This window comes from Mycobacterium sp., assembly GCF_019243155.1.
In the GTDB taxonomy this organism is placed as follows: Bacteria; Actinomycetota; Actinomycetes; order Mycobacteriales; family Mycobacteriaceae; genus Mycobacterium.
Genome location: NZ_JAFAUS010000287.1, coordinates 1 through 18,068 on the forward strand (window position 1 = coordinate 1; position 18,068 = coordinate 18,068).

General features: G+C 64.9%; 17 protein-coding genes and 2 pseudogenes. 12 read left to right on the forward strand and 7 right to left on the reverse strand.

The window, feature by feature from the left end; all coding sequences use genetic code 11:
- Positions 1–337, forward strand: a pseudogene (locus JOZ00_RS14140) (hypothetical protein); the annotation flags it as partial.
- Positions 338–352: 15 nt separating this feature from the next.
- On the opposite strand, the gene JOZ00_RS14145 reads toward JOZ00_RS14140, so the two are convergent.
- Positions 353–1,105, reverse strand: coding sequence for an FkbM family methyltransferase (locus JOZ00_RS14145; protein ID WP_293344577.1), 753 nt, complete (start codon positions 1,103–1,105; stop codon positions 353–355).
- A gap of 197 nt (positions 1,106–1,302) precedes the next feature.
- Between JOZ00_RS14145 and JOZ00_RS14150 the strand changes: the two genes are divergently transcribed.
- The 8 genes and pseudogenes from JOZ00_RS14150 to JOZ00_RS14185 all read left to right on the forward strand — a co-directional run bounded on the left by JOZ00_RS14150 (position 1,303) and on the right by JOZ00_RS14185 (position 10,787).
- A complete protein-coding gene (locus JOZ00_RS14150; protein WP_293344578.1) occupies positions 1,303–2,406 on the forward strand; it encodes a glycosyltransferase family 4 protein in 1,104 nt (367 codons plus the stop codon).
- A gap of 158 nt (positions 2,407–2,564) precedes the next feature.
- Positions 2,565–3,476 (forward strand): universal stress protein, encoded by a 912-nt coding sequence (locus JOZ00_RS14155; RefSeq protein ID WP_293344579.1) that lies wholly within the window; start codon positions 2,565–2,567, stop codon positions 3,474–3,476.
- 144 nt (positions 3,477–3,620) lie between these two features.
- Positions 3,621–4,361 carry a class I SAM-dependent methyltransferase gene (locus JOZ00_RS14160; RefSeq protein ID WP_293344580.1) on the forward strand — a complete coding sequence of 247 codons (741 nt, stop codon included), beginning with the start codon at positions 3,621–3,623 and terminating at the stop codon, positions 4,359–4,361.
- Between the two features lie 410 nt (positions 4,362–4,771).
- Positions 4,772–6,004: pseudogene (locus JOZ00_RS14165) on the forward strand (beta-ketoacyl-[acyl-carrier-protein] synthase family protein); the annotation flags it as partial.
- 43 nt (positions 6,005–6,047) lie between these two features.
- The gene (locus JOZ00_RS14170) at positions 6,048–7,625 is read left to right on the forward strand and encodes an AMP-binding protein (protein WP_293344581.1); all 1,578 of its coding nucleotides are present in this window, start codon (positions 6,048–6,050) and stop codon (positions 7,623–7,625) included.
- A complete protein-coding gene (locus JOZ00_RS14175) occupies positions 7,622–7,843 on the forward strand; it encodes an acyl carrier protein (protein ID WP_293344582.1) in 222 nt (73 codons plus the stop codon). Before JOZ00_RS14170 ends, JOZ00_RS14175 begins: the two co-directional genes overlap by 4 nt.
- Positions 7,844–7,854: 11 nt before the next feature.
- Positions 7,855–9,228, forward strand: a complete 1,374-nt coding sequence (locus tag JOZ00_RS14180) for an FAD-dependent oxidoreductase (RefSeq protein WP_293344583.1) — start codon at positions 7,855–7,857, stop codon at positions 9,226–9,228.
- Positions 9,225–10,787, forward strand: coding sequence for a lysine 2,3-aminomutase (locus JOZ00_RS14185; protein WP_293344584.1), 1,563 nt, complete (start codon positions 9,225–9,227; stop codon positions 10,785–10,787). Before JOZ00_RS14180 ends, JOZ00_RS14185 begins: the two co-directional genes overlap by 4 nt.
- Positions 10,788–10,805: 18 nt before the next feature.
- Here JOZ00_RS14185 and JOZ00_RS14190 read toward each other — a convergent pair whose 3' ends face one another.
- The gene (locus JOZ00_RS14190) at positions 10,806–11,177 is read right to left on the reverse strand and encodes a hypothetical protein (RefSeq protein WP_293344585.1); all 372 of its coding nucleotides are present in this window, start codon (positions 11,175–11,177) and stop codon (positions 10,806–10,808) included.
- Positions 11,174–11,572: a hypothetical protein gene (locus JOZ00_RS14195; RefSeq protein ID WP_293344586.1), complete on the reverse strand. Its 399-nt coding sequence runs from the start codon at positions 11,570–11,572 to the stop codon at positions 11,174–11,176. The genes JOZ00_RS14190 and JOZ00_RS14195 overlap by 4 nt, the downstream gene beginning before the upstream one ends.
- Positions 11,573–11,733: 161 nt before the next feature.
- On the opposite strand from JOZ00_RS14195, the gene JOZ00_RS14200 reads away from it, so the two are divergent.
- On the forward strand, positions 11,734–12,384 hold the full coding sequence (locus JOZ00_RS14200) for a hypothetical protein (RefSeq protein WP_293344587.1): 651 nt from the start codon (positions 11,734–11,736) through the stop codon (positions 12,382–12,384).
- A gap of 103 nt (positions 12,385–12,487) precedes the next feature.
- Positions 12,488–13,201: a hypothetical protein gene (locus JOZ00_RS14205; protein ID WP_293344588.1), complete on the forward strand. Its 714-nt coding sequence runs from the start codon at positions 12,488–12,490 to the stop codon at positions 13,199–13,201.
- Positions 13,202–13,245: 44 nt separating this feature from the next.
- On the opposite strand, the gene JOZ00_RS14210 is transcribed toward JOZ00_RS14205, so the two are convergent.
- The 4 genes from JOZ00_RS14210 to JOZ00_RS14225 all read right to left on the reverse strand — a co-directional run bounded on the left by JOZ00_RS14210 (position 13,246) and on the right by JOZ00_RS14225 (position 17,204).
- Positions 13,246–14,469: a glycosyltransferase family 4 protein gene (locus JOZ00_RS14210; RefSeq protein ID WP_293344589.1), complete on the reverse strand. Its 1,224-nt coding sequence runs from the start codon at positions 14,467–14,469 to the stop codon at positions 13,246–13,248.
- A gap of 71 nt (positions 14,470–14,540) precedes the next feature.
- Entirely contained in the window at positions 14,541–15,503 is a 963-nt protein-coding gene (locus JOZ00_RS14215) for a GDP-L-fucose synthase (RefSeq protein WP_293344590.1), read from the reverse strand.
- Positions 15,500–16,522 (reverse strand): GDP-mannose 4,6-dehydratase, encoded by a 1,023-nt coding sequence (gene gmd / locus JOZ00_RS14220; protein ID WP_293344591.1) that lies wholly within the window; start codon positions 16,520–16,522, stop codon positions 15,500–15,502. The genes JOZ00_RS14215 and gmd overlap by 4 nt, the downstream gene beginning before the upstream one ends.
- A gap of 154 nt (positions 16,523–16,676) precedes the next feature.
- Complete coding sequence (locus JOZ00_RS14225) at positions 16,677–17,204, reverse strand: YdcF family protein (RefSeq protein WP_293344592.1); 528 nt, start codon at positions 17,202–17,204, stop codon at positions 16,677–16,679.
- Between the two features lie 457 nt (positions 17,205–17,661).
- On the opposite strand from JOZ00_RS14225, the gene JOZ00_RS14230 reads away from it, so the two are divergent.
- The coding region (locus JOZ00_RS14230; protein ID WP_293344593.1) for a PPE family protein at positions 17,662–18,068 on the forward strand (407 nt) is incomplete at its 3' end.

The window sequence follows — 18,068 nt, forward strand, 5'->3', positions numbered from 1 at the left end:
GCAGATCAAGGAGGTGAGCGACGTGATGGCCAGCAATGGTCAAGGCTACAAACGGATTTGGTACACCGAGTTCGGGGCATCGACTGCCCCGAAGGAGGCAAAGGCGCCGGACTTCGGCGGACAGGACACCGGCGTCACAGAAGCGCGCCAAGCCGAAATCCTCAGTGACGGAATCAAGTACATGCAGTCAATGCCCAACTGCGGGCCCATCTTCATCTTCGACCATCGAGACGGCGAGAACAGCCTGGAACTGGTCAACGACTACGGCTTGCTCCGTTGGGATTTCAGCGCAAAGCCGGCGTTGAGCGCGGTTCAGAACTTGCTGCGCATCCGGTGAGGAAGTCCGCCCGCCTCAGCCGCGCTCGTAGAGGAAATCGCCCTGCAGCCAGCGCCCGGATTGGTCATGGCTGGAGATATTGCCTGACACCAGATGGAAATCGTGCGCCTCGATGCAATGCGAGACGTCCGGGAACAGTGCTTGCCCCTCGTACAGCTCGACGAACGACGCTTCGATCAAGATCTGGTCGAACAACCGCAGAGACTGTTCGGCACCGCGCAGCACCGGTAGCTCGAACCCCTGAACGTCGACTTTGAGCAGAGCCGGCTGTTTCAACTCCCGATCGGCCAGGACGCTGTCCAGCGTGCGAACTTCAACGCTGGTCGTACCAACCTCGTCCGTGCCGGGAAACGCCGATACCTGTGCCTCCCCAACCGGCAGCAGGGAGGAGGAGTCTTCCCTGGCGGAAACGTGCATGACCACTTCGCCCTCGGTCTCACCGAGCGCGTACGGCACGACCTCGACCCGGTTCTCGCCCTCGAACAGTCGCGACATGTTCTCCCTGGCGTCGGGCAACGGCTCGAACGCAATGATCTGGGCCGACGGGAATCGGGCGAGTGCGTACAGCGTGAACTGTCCACGGTTCGCGCCGACGTCGACGATCGTGCGGAGGTCGTCGCGCAGCGGGAGTGCATCGTGCTCGATGGTCGCCGCGACCGAGGATCGCAGCCCGTGCCGCCATTGCGGCTGAGTGAGTAGCACTCCCAGCTTGCGAGCCTTGCGCGCGGCATCACGAACGCGCCGCTGTGCGCTTCGTGTTCGGGTCACCGGACTACCTTGCGGGGCGTGCAGGCTCCGTTGGACATTCGATCTCCTCCCGTGGCGTGGTGGAAGGATACGCGTCCCAGACATATTCGGAAGGTCACACGGTCGAACACACTGGTCGGCCGGGCGGCATTCATTTGACACGGCTGATTGACTTTAGGATTTGTCGGAGGAAATCACCGGGCCGGGAGACGAATGCGATGACCGCCGCGCACGTGACGATGATCGGCAGCTTCCCGCCGCCGGTCGCCGGGGCCGCCATGACCAACGCAATGGTTTCCGACGCACTGGTGGCCGCCGGGGTTGACGTGACGCGGATAAACGTCGCCAGTTCGCGGCTGGCCCACAGCCGAACTCTGGGCTATCACGCGCGCCGGGCGGTGCGAAACTTCGCCGGGCTCCGGCAGGCTCGCGCGACGGCCTCGCGTGATGCCGCGCTCTACATCGTTCCCGATGCGGGACTTGGCGTTTGGTACACACGCGCCCATATGACCGGTGCCGCGCGTCGCTATGGAAGCGTGATGATCCACCATCATTCCTGCCGCTACATCGACCAGCACGACCGGGCGATCGCCGCCATCTCGACGATCGCCCGGGATCGCGCCACTCACGTGTTCCTGACCGACGGCATGGCGTCCGCCTTCCAGCGGCAATACGGCGACGTATCGTTCCACGTCGCCACCAACGCGCACTTCGTCGCCGACGAAGCCGCCCGTCCTGCGGTCCCACGGCCGGATGGGCCGATTCGGCTCGGCCACTTGAGCAATCTGTGCGCGGACAAGGGGTTCTTTGCGGTCGCCGACACCTTCGACGCCGTCCGTGCCGCCGGTATGGACGCGACGCTCACGCTTGCCGGTCCGATCCTCGAGCCGGCAGTCGAGGAGCGGCTGGCCGGCCTGATCACGGCGCACGGTCCACTGGTACGTCACCTCGGGCCCACATACGGCGACGACAAGCTCGCCTTCTATCGCGAAACCGATGTGTTCCTCTTTCCGACCGCTTGGCGGCAGGAAGCCGCGCCGCTCGTGATCTACGAGGCGCTCGCTGCCGGTTGCCCGGTGTTGGCCACCGATCGCGGGCTGATCACGGAGTTCGTCCCCGCGGTCGGCGGCGCGGTCTGTCCGCACGATACCGATTTCGTCGATTTCGCAGTCGAGAACCTGCGCGCACAACCTTGGGACCGGGGGGCGCGCGACGGGCGGACGACGGCGATCAAGGACTGGATCAGGGGCGAATGCGCCGCATCGACCGCGCAGTACCAACGGATCTTAACCCAACTGGCTGCGCCCCCGGCCCTGAAGTAGGTAAGCCGCCGCAGCCTTCGCTTCCGGGTTGGGGGCCGCTTGAACTGTTACGGTACGAATTGCTTCTGACGACATCTGCATAGCGCTCGCCTGCGTCTCGCACGGCATCTGGGTCGATCGCCGTGACTGTGCTAGCCCTTTGGAGGAGTTGCAACGAAATGGCCAGTCCCACAACACATTCGGGGATTGTCGTGGGCGTCGATGGCTCAACGACGTCGAATGTGGCCGTGCGATGGGCCGCGCGCGAGGCGACGATGCGCAATTTGTCTCTGCAGATCGTTACCGCCGTGCCCACACCAATTTTCGGCTCGGCGGCGCTGGACTGGCCGTCACCCCGGGTACCGATTGACACTCAGCGAAACCGCGAGCATCAGGACGAGCATGCGCGGCAAACGATCGACGACGCCGTCAAGGCGATCGATGACGTCGCCCAGGATATCGGCCGGCCCGAGATAACCACCGACGTGATCCATTCGGACCCGGTTCCGGCGTTGGTCGAGAAGTCAAAAGGTGCCCAGCTGGTGGTGGTCGGATGCCGGGGCCAGAGTGCCTTGCGCCGAGGCTTGTTCGGCTCGGTCAGCACCGGACTGGTGCATCATGCGCACTGCCCCGTCGCGGTGGTTCACGACGAGCTGCTGTCGCGGCTGCGGCTGAACAGGCTGCCGGTGGTGGTCGGCGTGGACGGCTCCCCGGCATCGGAGTTGGCCATCGGAATCGCGTTCGAAGAGGCCTTTCGGCGGGGAGTGGACGTGGTGGCCCTGTACGCGTGGTGCGACAACGACATGTCCGGCATCCCAGGCATCGGGTGGGCGACGTATCAATCCACGGCCGAAGACGTTCTCACCGAGCGGCTCGCCCGTTGGCAGCACCTTTATCCCAAAGTCAAGATCCGCCGCCGGGTGGTGTGGGATCGCCCGGCGGCCCACCTGATCGAGGAGTCCGAGTCGGCCCAACTGGTTGTGGTGGGCAGCCACGGCCGCGGCGGCTATGAGCGGATGCTCCTCGGATCGGTGAGCACCGCGGTGGCGCATGGAGCGCGCGTTCCCGTGATCGTCGCGCGCCAAGACTGACACGCGGCCGTCGGACTCGCGTTAAATGTCGTGTCCGACAACTAAATTAAACTCCCATCCAGCGGCGATTCGGAGTCGGCGAACAGGATCTGACGACTCGGGAAACTTCTCGCCTGACTCACGACTTTGGCTATACTCCGGACGATGAAGTCGAATGACCTGGTTCGGCGCTTCTATCCCGAGGCGAATGTCGGCGGATTCAGCCATGTCGACGGCACCATCACATTCTTCAATCACATTGTCGCGTCGCTGAAGTCATCCGACCAAGTCCTCGACTTCGGTGCGGGGCGTGGTGAGCCGCTGATCGACGACGAGGTTGATTTCCGCCGTCAGTTGAGCAACCTGCAAGGGCGCTGCGCGCACCTGGAGGGATGCGACATCGACGACGTGGTGCTCGAGCACCCCTTCTTGGACCACGCCGAGGTGATAACTCCCGGGGGTCCGTTGCCCTATCGCGACGAACAGTTCGACGTGGTTGTCGCGCGAGCGGTCTTCGAACACATCGAAGACCCCGAAGCCACCGCCGCCGAGTTGCTCAGGGTGACCAAGCCCGGCGGGTTGATAGCCGCGGTCACGCCGAACAAATTCGGCTATATCGCGGTCGCTGCACGGATGGTGCCCAACGACCGGCACGTGAAGGCGCTCTCGGCCATCCAACCCGAACGAAAAGCCGAGGACGTGTTTCCCACCTTCTACCGGCTGAACACCCCGAGGGCGCTGCGCAGGGCCTTCGGCGGCGGCGCCGACGTCTTCGTTGTCCGGACGTCGTCCGAGCCCGCATACCATTTCGGGCATCCGGTGGTCTACAGAGTTATGAAACTGTTCAACAAGCACCTGCCGACGCCGGTGCAGCCGGAGCTGCACGTCTATATCCGCAAGCGTTGACTTGCGGCCCAGGGTCGGGTAATGGCGTTTCCACGTATCCCGTCGCCCCACACCCGCTAATCGGCGCCTGCTGATTTCCCGTCGGCTTCAAGCCGGAGACGCCGGCCTCCCACGCCCTCTGACCTGCGGTTAAGCACACGGCGGTCCCCTCGCCTCCGGTGTGCTTGAGTCTGTAAGTACTGCAAACCGCCGCAAATGCGCCGAGCCGGCTTTCTGTGCCCAGCGCCACGTTCTACAAGTTTTCTAATTGCCTTGAAACGAATCCAGAAGTATGTAAAATCTCACAAATCCGGATCAACGGTTTCGGATGCTTCTGGACGGAGGTAAGGGTGCTGGGCGGTGTCGCGGGACGCGTCGATGGGTCTTCTGGCCCTCGCGCGGTTGTTACCGGAATCTGAGTAGTCACTCCGGTCGGCCGGGGGATCGAGGAGTTCTTCTCGGCCCTGTGCGCGCCGACATCCGGGCTGGTACGCCCGCCGGAGGGGCACTTCGCCGCCGGCCTGGTCGATGCGATCGGCATCGCGCCTTCGATCGACCCGTTCGAGCTGCTTCCGGAGAAGGATGCCCCGTTCGCGGACCGCTATTCGGTGACGGCGGTGGCCGCGGCGGACGACGCGCTTGCGGACTCCGGCCTCAAGATCGGCGTCGACGTCGACCCGCTGCGTGTTGCCGCGGTCATCGCGACCGCGACCGGTGGCACGCAGACCTTCGAGGAACAGGCCCTCATCCAGCACAGCCAGGGCTTCGAGGCCGTGGACCGGCACCTTTTCAATGGCTTTCTCCCGAGCATGGCCTCGGCCAGGATCGCCATCAAATACGGCATCCGGGGACCCAGCTACTCCATCGCTTCGGCGTGCGCGGCCAGCGCGATGGCGGTGTCCGAGGGGCTGCGGATGATCCGTGCCGGTGACGCCGACGTCGTGGTCTGCGGCGGCACCGAGGGCCCGCTCGGTCCTACGGGGCTGGCCGGCTTCTACAACGCGGGGGCACTGGCCACCGGTTGGACGGATCCATCCGAATCGAGCAGGCCGTTCGACCGTGACCGCAACGGCTTCGTGGTCGGTGAGGGTGGCGGCGTGCTGGTGATCGAGCGCGCCGAACTCGTCGAAGCGCGCGGCGGCAGCGGATACGCCGACCTGATCGGTTGGGGTTCAACCAGCGATGCGTACCACCTGGCGGTCCCGCGGCCCGACGCCAGCGGTATCGCCGACAGCATGCGCATCGCGTTGCGCAACGCGGGCGTGGCGCCCGGCGAGGCGGGCTATCTGAATGCGCACGGCACCGGAACGCGCGTCGGTGACCTCGCCGAGGTCAAGGCCATTCGCGCGGTATTCGGGGACGACCAGCCGCTGGTGAGCTCGACCAAGGGTGTCACGGGGCACCTGCTCGGCGGCGCCGGCGTGGTCGAAGCTGCGGCGACAATCCTCGCATTGTCGCGCGGGCAACTGCCCCCGACCATGAACCTGAACAACCCCGACAGCAAGTGCGATCTCAACCACCTGCGGGACAACGCTGTGGCGAAATCCGTTGAGATCGCGATGTCTAACTCGTTTGCCTTTGGGGGCCACAACGTGAGCTTGGTGTTCGGCTCCGCATCGACACGGCGCCGCCGGGGGCCCTCGGACCCCGGGGAGGTGGCCTGAGATGACGACGACCATCCAGCCCCTACAAACGACTAGGAAGTCCATGGCGCACATAGCCTTTGCAGACACCGACATCACCCTGGTCGACCTCGAACAGAGTGATGACGTGATGGCGGACTTCACCGCCACGGCGCACGAATGGCCGCACCGCAGCGCGATCGTGCACAACGGGACGACCATCACCTATCACGACCTCGAGCAACGGGTCCGTCTCAACGCGTCGTGCTACCTGGCACGCGGATTCGGCGACGGTGGAACGTCCGGCATGGTCGGCGTGCTGGTGTCGCACAAACCGACCGCGATCGAGCACCTGCTCGGGATATTGCAAGCCCGCGCAACCTATTGCCCCATCGACGCCGCTCTTCCGCTCGCCCGCAAAGAGGCGCTCGCCGCGGTGCTCGGCCTGGACCGGCTGTTCGCGTTGACCCCCGATTCGCAGGAGTCGACGAGTCTGCGGATAGAGACGCCCGACGAGAACCCGTTGGCCGCGTGCGTCGATCTGCCCGAACCGACTTGGCTCCCAGACGATCCGGCATACGTTCTGTGCACCTCGGGTTCGACCGGGACGCCGAAGCCGGTGGTGGTCTCACGCCGCGCCCTGACCGCGACGGTCGGTGCACTACGCGACTTGTTCGCGCTGACCCCAGAGGACCGCGTACTGCAGTTCGCCTCACTCGGCTGGGACACGTGCCTCGAGGAGATCCTGCCCGCGCTAACCACAGGCGCGACAGTGGTTTTCGACGACGCGGCCCACTCGGGCTCGTTGCCGCGCTTCGTCCGCATGCTCGCCGAGCAGCGGATCACCATGATCGACCTGCCGACGGCGTTCTGGCACGAGCTGGTGCTGTACCTGCACGAAGAGCAGATGGCGCTGCCGGACAGCGTCCGGTTGGTGGTGATCGGCGGCGAGCGGATCGACTCGACGCGGCTGCGGCAGTGGCGTGATCTGAACGCCGACAACAACGTCAAGTTGCTCAACACCTACGGGTGCACCGAGACGACGATGATCACCCATGCGGTGCAGTTGAGCGGGCCGGGCACCGAACCGGATGTTGCGGCTTCCGACACCGAGGCGCCGCTGGGGCGCCGGCTGCCGCACGTGCACGATCACGTCACCGACGAGGGTGAGCTGCTGGTGTCGGGCCCCTCCTTGGCGACTGCGTACCTGGGATTGCCGGAACGCACCGCCAGTGGATTCCCGGATGAGGATCACGGCACGGGGCCGGCTCGGTGGTTCCACACCGGTGATCTGGTCATTCGTGGCGAACGAGGGCTGCTCTACCCGCTGGGCCGCGCTGACGAGCAGGTGAAAGTCCTTGGTGTGCGCGTACATCCGGCCGAGGTGGAGTCGCAGTTGACCAGCCACCCAGCGGTCGCCGGCGCCGTCGTGGTCGGCGAACGACTGCTCGGGCACACGTCCTTGACGGCCTTCGTCGTTCTGGCCGGGACGGCCACGGCGGCTGAGCTGAGAGCTTACTTGCGTGAGCGCCTGCCCAGCCAGTTCGTGCCCAGTCGGGTGAAATTTGTTGCTGCACTTGCCCACACAGCCAGCGGCAAAGTTGATAGGGCGGCAACCTGCCGCGCCGCAGCGGATCACGATAACGAAGGAGCGGGTCGATGAACCCCGAAAGCATTGTCCAGATTTTCCGTCGTGTCCTCGGCACCCACGAGGTGGGACCGAGCTCCGACTTCTTCGAACTCGGTGGCGATTCACTTCTGGCCACCCGCGTGCTCAGTGCGATCGCACGTGAATTCGGGACGGAGTTGCTATTCGAGGACTTCGTCGACAGTCCCTCTGCGGACGGGCTGTTGGCCAAAGTCGCCGCAGCGACTGCGTGAGCGGGGCGGGTATGCACGTTGTTGTCGTCGGTGCCGGCCTGGCCGGGCTGACCGCCGCGATCGACCTGGTAGCGCAGGGCGCCGAGGTCACGGTGCTCGAGGCCCGCGATCGGGTGGGCGGTCGGATGCACGGCATTCCGATGTCGCCGAGCGTCGCTGCCGATGGCGGCGCCGCATACCTGGGTGTGCAGCACACCGAACTGCTCGAGATGCTCCGCGCCCACGGACTCGATCTGGCCTCGACCTCGACAGCCGGGGACAGCACCTTCCTGGTGTCCGATGAGCGGAAGGTGTTGGCGAGCAGGATGCCTCCGCTGGCCGCGGTCGCGCTCGGTGACCTGTTCGACCGGCTCGAGGAGCTCGTGTCGCAGGTGGACCCCGAGGCCCCCTGGCAGAGCCGGCGTGCGGACAGCCTCGACCGGCTGACCGCCGCGCAGTGGCTTGCCGACGAGCGCATGCATCCGGACGCGGAGACCTTCTTCCCGCTGTTCATCGGCGAGATGATGGCCGCCGATCCGGCCTCGATCTCCGTCCTGCACATGGCTTTCTACCTGCGTTCCGGTGGCGGCATCCGCTACCTCAACGCCTTCGAGGGCGGGGCCCAGCAGTGGCGGGTCGACGGCGGTGCGCATCTGTTGTGCCTGGCGCTCGCGCGACAGCTCGGCGAGCGAGTGCGGCTGAGCAGTCCGGTCAGCGCCATCGACCAGGAATCCGACGAGATTGTCGTGCAATGCGTTTCCGACATCGACGGGACTCGTTCCGAGTACCGGGCCGACCGCGTGGTCGTCGCGATCCCGCCGTTGTTGGCGCAGGAGATCGAATTTCGGCCCGCTCTGCGCTCGCCACGGGCGACGGAGGTCACCGGACGCGGCTGCGCCGTCAAGGTGCACCTGGGCTATCCGTCTCCGATCTGGCGCGAGCACGGCTTGTCCGGATGGTCGGTCAGTTCCCAGGGGCCCCTGCTGTCAACAGTCGATGATTCGCCGCCGGACGAATCCGTCGGTGTGCTAACCGGATTCGTCACCGGGGCGGCCGCGCCCACCTTCGGTGCGCTGACACCGGACCAACAGCGGACCGAGACACTGGCACATGCCCAGCGGCTCTTCCCGCAGTTGCCGCCACCGGCACGGATCTCGGTAACCGACTGGCGCGGCGAGAAATACAGCAAGGGATGCTATGCCGCCCTGTTCGGTCCCGGTGACTGGTTGAAACTGGGCCCCACGCTGACCGAGCCGCACGGCCGCGTCCACTGGGCGGGCACCGAAACGAGCCTGGAGTTCTTCGGCCTGATGGAGGGCGCGGTCAGATCAGGCCATCGCGTCGCGGCCGAGTTGATCGAAGCCGATGAACTGGTGAACCTTTCGCGAAAGGCTGTGGCGCGATGACTCTACTCACCGAACCGACCGATGCCGCGCACACCGGCTTCACCGCGGCGGCCGATCAGCCGTATACCTATGAGCGCAAACAGCTCTCGGAGCCGGATTGGCGCCGATACCCGGGCTGGGCGGCGGTAACCGAGTCGGACTGGCGGGATGCGCAATGGCAGCGGGCGCACTCCGTCAAGAACATCGCGCAGCTGCGTGCGGTAGTCGGCGACCTCCTCAACGAGCGGTTCTATGGGGACCTGGCCGCGGATCAACAGCAGCGGGCGACCATGTCGATGCTGTTGCCACCCCAGACGCTGAATACCATGGCCCCCAACAGCACTCCGGAGCGGGGAAGTCTCACCGACGCGTTCTACGCCGACCCGATCCGGCGTTACATGCTTCCGGTGCTCAGCGACCGCGACGCGGAATGGTGCTCGCATCCCTATGCCGAGCGAGACTCGTTGCACGAGAGCGACATGTGGGTAGTGGAGGGTCTGACCCATCGGTACCCGACCAAGGTGCTCGCCGAGATGGTGCCGACCTGCCCGCAGTACTGCGGCCACTGCACCCGGATGGACCTGGTCGGAAACTCCACGCCGACGGTCAGCAAGACGCGGCTGACCCTGCAGCCGGCCGACCGCCACGATCGAATGCTGGACTACCTGCGCGCCACACCCACGGTGCGCGACGTCGTGGTGTCCGGCGGGGATGTCGCGAATGTCCCCTGGCCGCGGCTGGAATCGTTCGTCATGCAGTTGCTCGAGATCGACACCATCCGTGACATCCGCCTGGCGACCAAGGCGCTTGCCTCGCTGCCGCAGCATTGGCTGCAGGCGAAGGTGGTCGAGGGCATCGGCCGGGTGGCACGCGTCGCCGCCGCCCGCGGGGTCAACCTGGCCATGCACACGCACACGAACCATGTGCAGTCGGTGACCCCACTGGTTGCGGAGGCGGCGCGGTCGCTGCTCGACGCGGGTCTGCGTGACGTGCGCAACCAGGGTGTGTTGATGCGCGGGGTGAACGCCACCGCCGACGACCTGCTTGACCTGTGCTTCGCGCTGCAGGGCGAAGCGAACATCCTGCCGTACTACTTCTACATGTGCGACATGATCCCCAACGCCGAACATTGGCGGACCTCACTGGCCGAAGCTCAACAGCTGCAGCTGGCGATCATGGGTTATCTGCCCGGCTTCGCGACGCCGCGAATCGTGTGCGATGTTCCCTTTGTCGGTAAGCGATGGGTCCACCAGGTGGTGCGCTACGACCGGAACCTGGGCATCTCCTACTGGAGTAAGAACTACCGCACCGGTCTGGACGGGTCGGACGGCGACGCGTTGAACCGCGTCTACCCGTTCTACGACCCGATTGGCTCCCTGCCGGCTTCGGGCCAGGCATGGTGGCGAAGCAACTGCGACAATCCTTGCAGCACTGCGTTTTCGGTTGCCTTCGGTGACGTCACTCTTGCGTCGGACGGCGGCATCGTGCTCGACCAGTACGATGCCGCCGCGGGCGCAGCGGCCGCCGAGCCCGCGGTGACCGCCCCTGAAACCGGTTTTGCCGTCAGCGCGTCCGGATAGTCACCAGAAGGGTCCGCGTCAAAATTTCGGCGTCGCGGTCAGCACCACACCAAGGAACCCGGCCATCGCGAAGGCCACGCCATACAGCAGGTTCAGCGCCAGCAGACGGCCGATGCGGCCCGCGAATTGTATTGCCTCGGGAACTGTTTGGACGGTCGGTCGGCGTAGGAACAGCGACGTCAGTGGGGCCGCCGTGGACAAAAAGCCGCCTGCCAGCGCGATCGCGGCCGGATGGTGGGAATGGTGGTGAGTCATGAGAATCCCGAAAAGGGCGCTGGTGCAACAGTTGATGGCGATGGCCAGTCGCAACGACGGCAGTCGGTTGTACATCACGGACATCATGACAGCCGCGAAAGCCCCGCCGATGCACATCGGCACGACGGGCGTCATGGCGCATCCGCCACGGGGTGTATCTGACGATGCTTGAGGCCTACGATCGCACCCACGGCGACGCCGGTGGCGGCACTCAGCGGAATCAGTACGATACCGGCCAACGCCCAAAGCGGCGAAACACCAAGTGCGACGACCGATGTCGCGCTTATACTCGCGAGCGCGCCCGACCATCCCCACACTGCGGCCAGCAGGCGAGGGCGCGCCGCGGCGACGACCATCCACCCCAGGGGCAAAGCCGCGACAGCGGCGAATACCAGCATGAACACCCATCGTTGGGTGGCTGTGTGCCACACCGTGGCGAGCCCTTCGCGCATTGCGACGCCGAGCGCAGCCCCGACGGCGATGTATGGCAAAAGTCGCGCGGGATGATCCATAGGCGCGCCGACTACCATGATCTGATCGTATCCACTGCCCGCCCGCCATGCCCCGGAGGACTTTCCTCTTCGTCGCCGCACACATGGCCGGGTAGCCGGACTGAATTCGAAATGATGGGCGCGTGAGGTTGTATCATCGGCTGCTGGCCCTAATCGTCTCCTTGGTGGTAGTTGCCGGAATGTCTACTTCGCGTGCGAATGCCGCCGCTGGCGAGGCACGGCTGAATTTCCAGGGCCTCCCAGATGGCCCGGCACCTGCGAACTTCGGCCCGGGTCCGGCTCTGCTGACGACCGCACCGGCCGGCAATGCCGGCACGCAACTGCGAGTCGTGGACGGCAAGCTGACCAACAAGCCCACGCTCAGCGGCCGCGCCGCCGGGTATTACACGTCGGCGAGCCTGGGAGCGCCGATCCGGAGCATCGGTGCTCGCTGGACGTTCACGCGGCAGGGCGGGACCCCGGGCGCGATGGCGCTGTTGATATCTCAGACCGCGCTTCACTTTCCCTTTGCCGTGCATTTGGTCATCACGCCGGACCAGTGGAGCTTCGGGGTGTGGCCACCCGACGGCGCGACCCCGGGTGGGCTACAAACGTTGCAAACGCAATCCTTTGACGTCCCGCTTGATCAGGACGGGAACCAGGTCTACGAGACACGGGTCGAAATCAACGGCGAGCGAGTAGATATCGACCTACCGGACGGCCAGCGCCAGACCCTGACGGATCACCGTATCGCCGAATGGGCAGGGTCCTTCGCCACCTTCGAGACATATGCGGATCACGGCGTCACGGATACCCGAGTGGGATTCACCGAGATTTGGGCGCATAGCTAGCGGTTGCGGCGATGTGCAAGCACAATTGCTTCGCGGACTTCACCCGGGACTTGGGGTTCGATACGGTCGTTACAACGATCCGGGCGGTATGAGGAGGATGAGAGTGCCAGAGCGCCGACCCAACAAATGGCTCTCGTTGTTTGCCTGGCTCTTACCGAACAGTCGCTTCAAGTTGTGGGCATTGAGGGCGTTGGGCAACGAGATCGGCGACGGCGTCGTCCTCGGACCGAATCTTGTTGTCGGCTGTGGATCGTTCAAGGTCGCCGACGGCGGCGCGATCCTCTACTTCAACATCTTCAGGGGGCTGTCGCACGTCGATCTCGGGCCCAAGAGCCAGATCGGCTACTTCAACTACTTCACCTCGGCGCCCGACTATCAACAGTTCAGCTCCTGGGTGGGCAGGATGATCATCCGTGAGGGGGCCTTTGTCACCAACCGCCACTACTTCGACTGCTCCGGGCAGATCATCCTCGAGGCCTACTCGGCCGTTGCCGGGCTCAGGAGCATATTCCAGAGCCACGAGCTCGATCTCGCCGAGAACGTAACGGAACCCGGGCGGATCGTGGTGGGCAGCAAAGCGGTGGTCTCAACCGGCTGCATTCTGCTCAAAGACTCGTATCTGCCGGCCAAATCCCTGTTGGCGGCCGGCTCGGTGATGCTGCGGCCAAAGATCGGTGCGGAGTTGCCTGAGTCCGGCTTGTACGGGGGGAGCCCGGCGCGTTTCATCAAAGAGCGCGACCGGTCGGACTGGTGGGACCGCCCCGACATCCACACGCCGGTGGTGGCCTTCGACGACACGAAGTTTCGCCTGGAGTAGCAGAGGGCTCGCGAGAGCTGTTGTGACGCCGCGGATTCAGCGCCTCAGCTCGCGTGCTTACCCGCCAATCGATAGCACCAGTCCTCGTACTCGTCCAGCGCTCGTTCGGGACTCAGCAGGCGGTGCGCGTACTGCTGGCCTGCTGCCCCTAGTCTGTTGCCGGCCTCGCCGTCGTCGGCCAGGTTGACCGCCGCGTCGAGCAGAGCCGAAGGATCGCCGGGCGGGACGACGACGCCCGCGCCCGAATCGCGAATCTCCCGGGCGGTGACACCGTTGGCGTCCGTTGCGGCCAGGACCGGGCGGCCGGCGGAGAAGTACGACGTCAACTTGCTCGGAACCGACATCTCACCCACACTTGGGCGCTCGTTGACCAATAGAACATCGGCGCAGGCCAGCACCTGCGAATAGTCTTCGGCGTCAAGCGGATCCTTGAACTCGATCCGCTGCACGCCCTCGGCCGCCTCCCGCAGAAGCCTGCGCTGGTTGCCGTCGCCCAAGAGCACGAACCGGATGTCGACGCCCTGTTCATCGGCGAGGCGCGCGGCCGCGACAACGTTTTCCAAGCCCTGCTTGGCGCCCATGTTGCCGGTGTGCAGAACGATGCGCTCCTGAGGTTGCCAGCCATGCTTCATGCGCACTTCCGCCCTGTCCACGGCGGCTGGCGAGTCGATGTGCGCCCAGTTTCGGATGACGGTGAGTCGCTTGGGATCAACGCCCATCTTGGCCGCCGCGTCCGCGAAGCGATCGTGGATCACGGAGGTGCCCGTCGCGCCGTTGAGGACCGCGGCTTCGAATCGCACCGCCGGACCGGCCATCGTTGCGGACATGGCGCCGGTCTCGACAACGCCCTTCCCGTAAAGGTCCTGCACAATCAGGCCTACCGGTATGTTGGCCAACCTTGAGCGCGTGATCACCATCGCGCTGGCGATCAGCGACGGGCTGACCGTCAGCACGAGTTCCGGCTTGTCCCAACGTGCCGATGCCACGCGGGCACCGAAGGTGCTCTCGAAGACGACTCGGCTGCGCGTCGTCGGATTGGCGGGTACGTAGTGCGAGAATCGCCGTACCACAACGCCGTCGATGGCCTTAGCCGTTCCGGACAGGCCTCGGTACGCGGGGTCGACGCGCCACTCCGGATAGTTCGGCAGCCCGGTTAGAACCTCGACGTCGTGTCCGCGGGCCGCCAGCCCGACGGCCATTCCGGTAGTGTACGGGGCGATCCCGGACTCCTCCGGCTCATAGTTGATGCTGATGATGCAGATCCGCACTAGCCACTACTCCTGAGCGGTTTCGCGCATCGGCACTGTGCGACCAACCAGGGTTGCCGTGCCGCCAATGATCATTTCCTTGCCGCGCCCGCGTTCGCGCGATACCACGCCACCGTGGTCTCGATGCCGTCGCGCAACGAGATCTCCGGCTGCCAGCCGGCCTCGCGCAATTTGGAGATGTTCAGCAGCTTTCGCGGTGTGCCGTCCGGCTTGTCTGTGTCCCAACGGGTTTCACCGCCGTAGCCCACCGCTGCGGCCACCATCTCGGCGATCTCTTCGATGCTGTGGTCGATCCCGGTGCCCACGTTGATGTGCTCGGGCCCGTCGTAGTGCTCGAGAAGGAACAGCGACGCGCTCGCCAGGTCGTCCACGTGCAGCAATTCGCGCCGCGGCTTACCGGTGCCCCAGTTCGTCACTTCCGGGGCCCCACTGGCTTTGGCCTCGTCGTAGCGGCGGATCAGCGCGGGCAGCAGGTGGGACCCGGTCGCGGAGAAGTTGTCCCCTGGTCCGTACAGGTTGGTCGGCATCGCCGAGATCCACGACAGGTCGTATTGACGCCGCACCGCTTGCACTTGCAGGATGCCGGCGATCTTGGCGATCGCGTATGCGTCGTTCCTCGGCTCCAGCGGTCCGGTGAGTAGCGCACTCTCGGGAATCGGCTGGGGGGCGAACTTCGGGTAGATGCACGAGGAGCCGAGAAACAGCAGCCGCGGTACCCGGGCCGCCGTGGCGGCGTCGAGCAGGTTGACCTGGATCTGCAGGTTCTCGGACAAGAAATCGGCGGGGTAGGTGCTGTTCGCCAGGATTCCCCCGACGCGGGCCGCGGCGTCGATCACGACTTGCGGCTTTGCGTCGCGGATGAAGTCAAGCGTGGCGGCCCGATCCGTCAGATCCAGTTCGGACCTCTGTCGCACAACGAGATTGGTGAATCCTTCTGCCTCGAACTTGCGAAGCAGCGCCGAGCCGACCAAGCCCCGGTGCCCAGCGATGAACACCGGAGCCGAGCGGTCAAGGGCGCCAGGCGATGTGCTCATGGCTGACCGGCGAGATTCGGCTTGTCGATCCACGGCTTGCCCTCGCACTCCAGGGCGGCGACGTCGGCGTCCACCATGATGCGGGCCAACTCGGCCGTGTGCACCGAAGCCTTCCAGCCGAGCTTCTCGGCGGCCTTGCTCGCGTCACCGATCAACGAATCCACTTCGGTGGGACGCAGATAACGCTCGTCGAACTTCACATAGTCTTGCCAGTCCAGGCCGACGTGCTCGAATGCGGTTTCGGCGAAATCGCGCACGGTGAAGCCGCGCCCGGTCGCGAGAACGTAGTCCTCGGGTTCGGGAGCCTGCAGCATCCGCCACATACCTTCGACGTACTCGGGTGCATACCCCCAGTCGCGCACCGCGTCCAGATTGCCCATGAAGATGTTGGCCTGGATGCCTGCCTTGATGCGCGCCACCGCGCGGGTGATCTTGCGGGTCACGAAAGTCTCACCGCGCCTGGGTGATTCATGGTTGAACAGGATGCCGTTCACCGCGAACAGTCCGTACGCCTCGCGGTAGTTGCGAGTCACCCAGTACGAGTAGACCTTCGCCGCGCCATACGGCGAGCGAGGATAGAAGGGTGTGTCCTCGTTCTGCGGCGGCGGTGTCGCACCGAACATCTCCGACGACGACGCCTGATAGAAGCGGCATCGCACCCGGGAAACGCGAACGGCTTCGAGCAACCGGATCGATCCCGTGCCCGTGGTGTCACCGGTATGCACCGGTTCGTCGAAGCTGACGCGCACATGCGACTGCGCCGCAAGGTTATACACCTCGTCGGGTTCGATGGTGCTCAGCAGAGTGACCAGCCGCGCGCCGTCGGTGAGATCGCCGTAGTGCAAGAACAGTCGCGCACCGATCTCATGCGGGTCAACGTAGAGGTGATCGATCCGCGACGTGTTGAACGTCGAGGCTCGCCGAATCAACCCGTGGACCTCGTATCCCTTACTGAGCAACAACTCGGCGAGATAAGACCCGTCCTGCCCGGTGATCCCAGTGATAAGGGCTCGCTTCACTCCGATTCCCATCTGCGTTTGAATGTGCTTGCGCCGCTATTGTCCCGACCCATGAGCAACCTCGCAGGCAAAAGCGGGAAAAGCTTGCGATTAGGAGACATCGCACAGGGTGACAAGTCAAGCCGTGCGCACCGGTTGTGCGCGGCGTTCTCACTCACTGGTCGCATCCCCCTTGTAGGTGGGCCTTGATGAGGGCGAATTCTTGGTAGAGGGAGACGTACTCCCACTCCGCGAGCGATATGGGACCGTCGCGTGGCACCGCTCGCATGAGTACGGCGCCAGGTGAACGGGAGAAACACTGCGAGAAAATGAAACGTGCTCGGGGCAGGTGGTGACGCCAGCTGACCACGACGATTCGGTTCCAGTGCTGCTCGGCCGCCAGGCTGCGGGCCATCATGGCCTCGCCCCGCGTAGTCGTCAGGGCCGGGCGCGGGCAGAGGACTGTTATGCCGCCCTGGATGCCTTTACACGCGCGGCGCATGACCGCGTCATTGGGTCGGTACGGGTCGGACAGCACCAGGGTGCTCGCAGATACCTGGCGGGCCACTTCAAGGCCGTATTTTTCGCGGCCGTCGTGTGCTCCCGCGAGGACGACGACGGCGTCGGCGTGCTGCAGCGGGTCCTCGCGGGTCCGTCCGAGCCACACGTACGCACTGACGCCGCAGACGACAAACACTGCCACGAGGGCAGTCGCCGCGGAGGCGGCCAGCCGGCGGAGAATCGCCGCGGCGAGGTTGCCACTTCGCGACAGCCGACGGCTACCATTCGCTGTCGAAGCGATCATGTGCGTCTCGGCAGAATTGCTGCGTGGATGGTCGCCGTTTCCATATCATTCACCGGATGTTGGGACAGTGAGTGTGTTCGCCCGGGAGACCCCGCCGAAAAACCATAAGTACATGTTCTCCTATTCCCACCATCCCAAAAGTATGTATACTGGCCAATAGCTAAAACATCTGTTTGTACGGTCTAACCGTAGTCGCCGCGGACCGCGCCGATGCGGTCCCCGCGGGTTCAGTTCGTGTTCTTGAGGAGAACGCATGTCGGTCGTGTTCACACAGCCCGAAGCGCTGCGACCGGCGCCGGGTCACACATGGCCATCGACGCCGCCGACGCGACCGGCTGACAATCGGCGGCTATAGATGCTCGATTTCGCGGCAATGCCGCCGGAGGTCAACTCCGCGTTGATGTACACGGGACCGGGCCCGGGTCCATTTCTGAGCGCCTCGGCCGCCTGGAACGTCCTCGCCGAGGAGTTGTTTGGGACGGCGACCGCCTTCAACACGGTGATTACAGACCTCACGGTCACTTGGCTGGGGCCCGCGTCGATAGCGATGGCCGCGGCGGCCGCCCCGTTCATCGCTTGGATCACCGCGACCGCCGGCCTGGTCGAGGCGATGGGCATGCAGGTCGCCGCGGCCACGGCCGCTTACGAGGCCGCGTTTGCGATGACGGTGCCGCCGCCGGTAATCGCGGCGAATCGGGCCCTCTACTACTTTCTGATCGCGACGAATTTTTTCGGTCAGAACACCCCGGCGATCATGTTCAC

Bases quoted from the DNA above. Each gene is read 5' to 3' on its own strand.
- JOZ00_RS14150 (WP_293344578.1), top strand. From the start codon at position 1,303: ATGACCGCCGCGCACGTGACGATGATCGGCAGCTTCCCGCCGCCGGTC.
- JOZ00_RS14155 (WP_293344579.1), top strand. From the start codon at position 2,565: ATGGCCAGTCCCACAACACATTCGGGGATTGTCGTGGGCGTCGATGGC.
- JOZ00_RS14160 (WP_293344580.1), top strand. From the start codon at position 3,621: ATGAAGTCGAATGACCTGGTTCGGCGCTTCTATCCCGAGGCGAATGTC.
- JOZ00_RS14170 (WP_293344581.1), top strand. From the start codon at position 6,048: ATGGCGCACATAGCCTTTGCAGACACCGACATCACCCTGGTCGACCTC.
- JOZ00_RS14175 (WP_293344582.1), top strand. From the start codon at position 7,622: ATGAACCCCGAAAGCATTGTCCAGATTTTCCGTCGTGTCCTCGGCACC.
- JOZ00_RS14180 (WP_293344583.1), top strand. From the start codon at position 7,855: ATGCACGTTGTTGTCGTCGGTGCCGGCCTGGCCGGGCTGACCGCCGCG.
- JOZ00_RS14185 (WP_293344584.1), top strand. From the start codon at position 9,225: ATGACTCTACTCACCGAACCGACCGATGCCGCGCACACCGGCTTCACC.
- JOZ00_RS14190 (WP_293344585.1), bottom strand. From the start codon at position 11,177: ATGACGCCCGTCGTGCCGATGTGCATCGGCGGGGCTTTCGCGGCTGTC.
- JOZ00_RS14195 (WP_293344586.1), bottom strand. From the start codon at position 11,572: ATGGTAGTCGGCGCGCCTATGGATCATCCCGCGCGACTTTTGCCATAC.
- JOZ00_RS14200 (WP_293344587.1), top strand. From the start codon at position 11,734: ATGTCTACTTCGCGTGCGAATGCCGCCGCTGGCGAGGCACGGCTGAAT.
- JOZ00_RS14215 (WP_293344590.1), bottom strand. From the start codon at position 15,503: ATGAGCACATCGCCTGGCGCCCTTGACCGCTCGGCTCCGGTGTTCATC.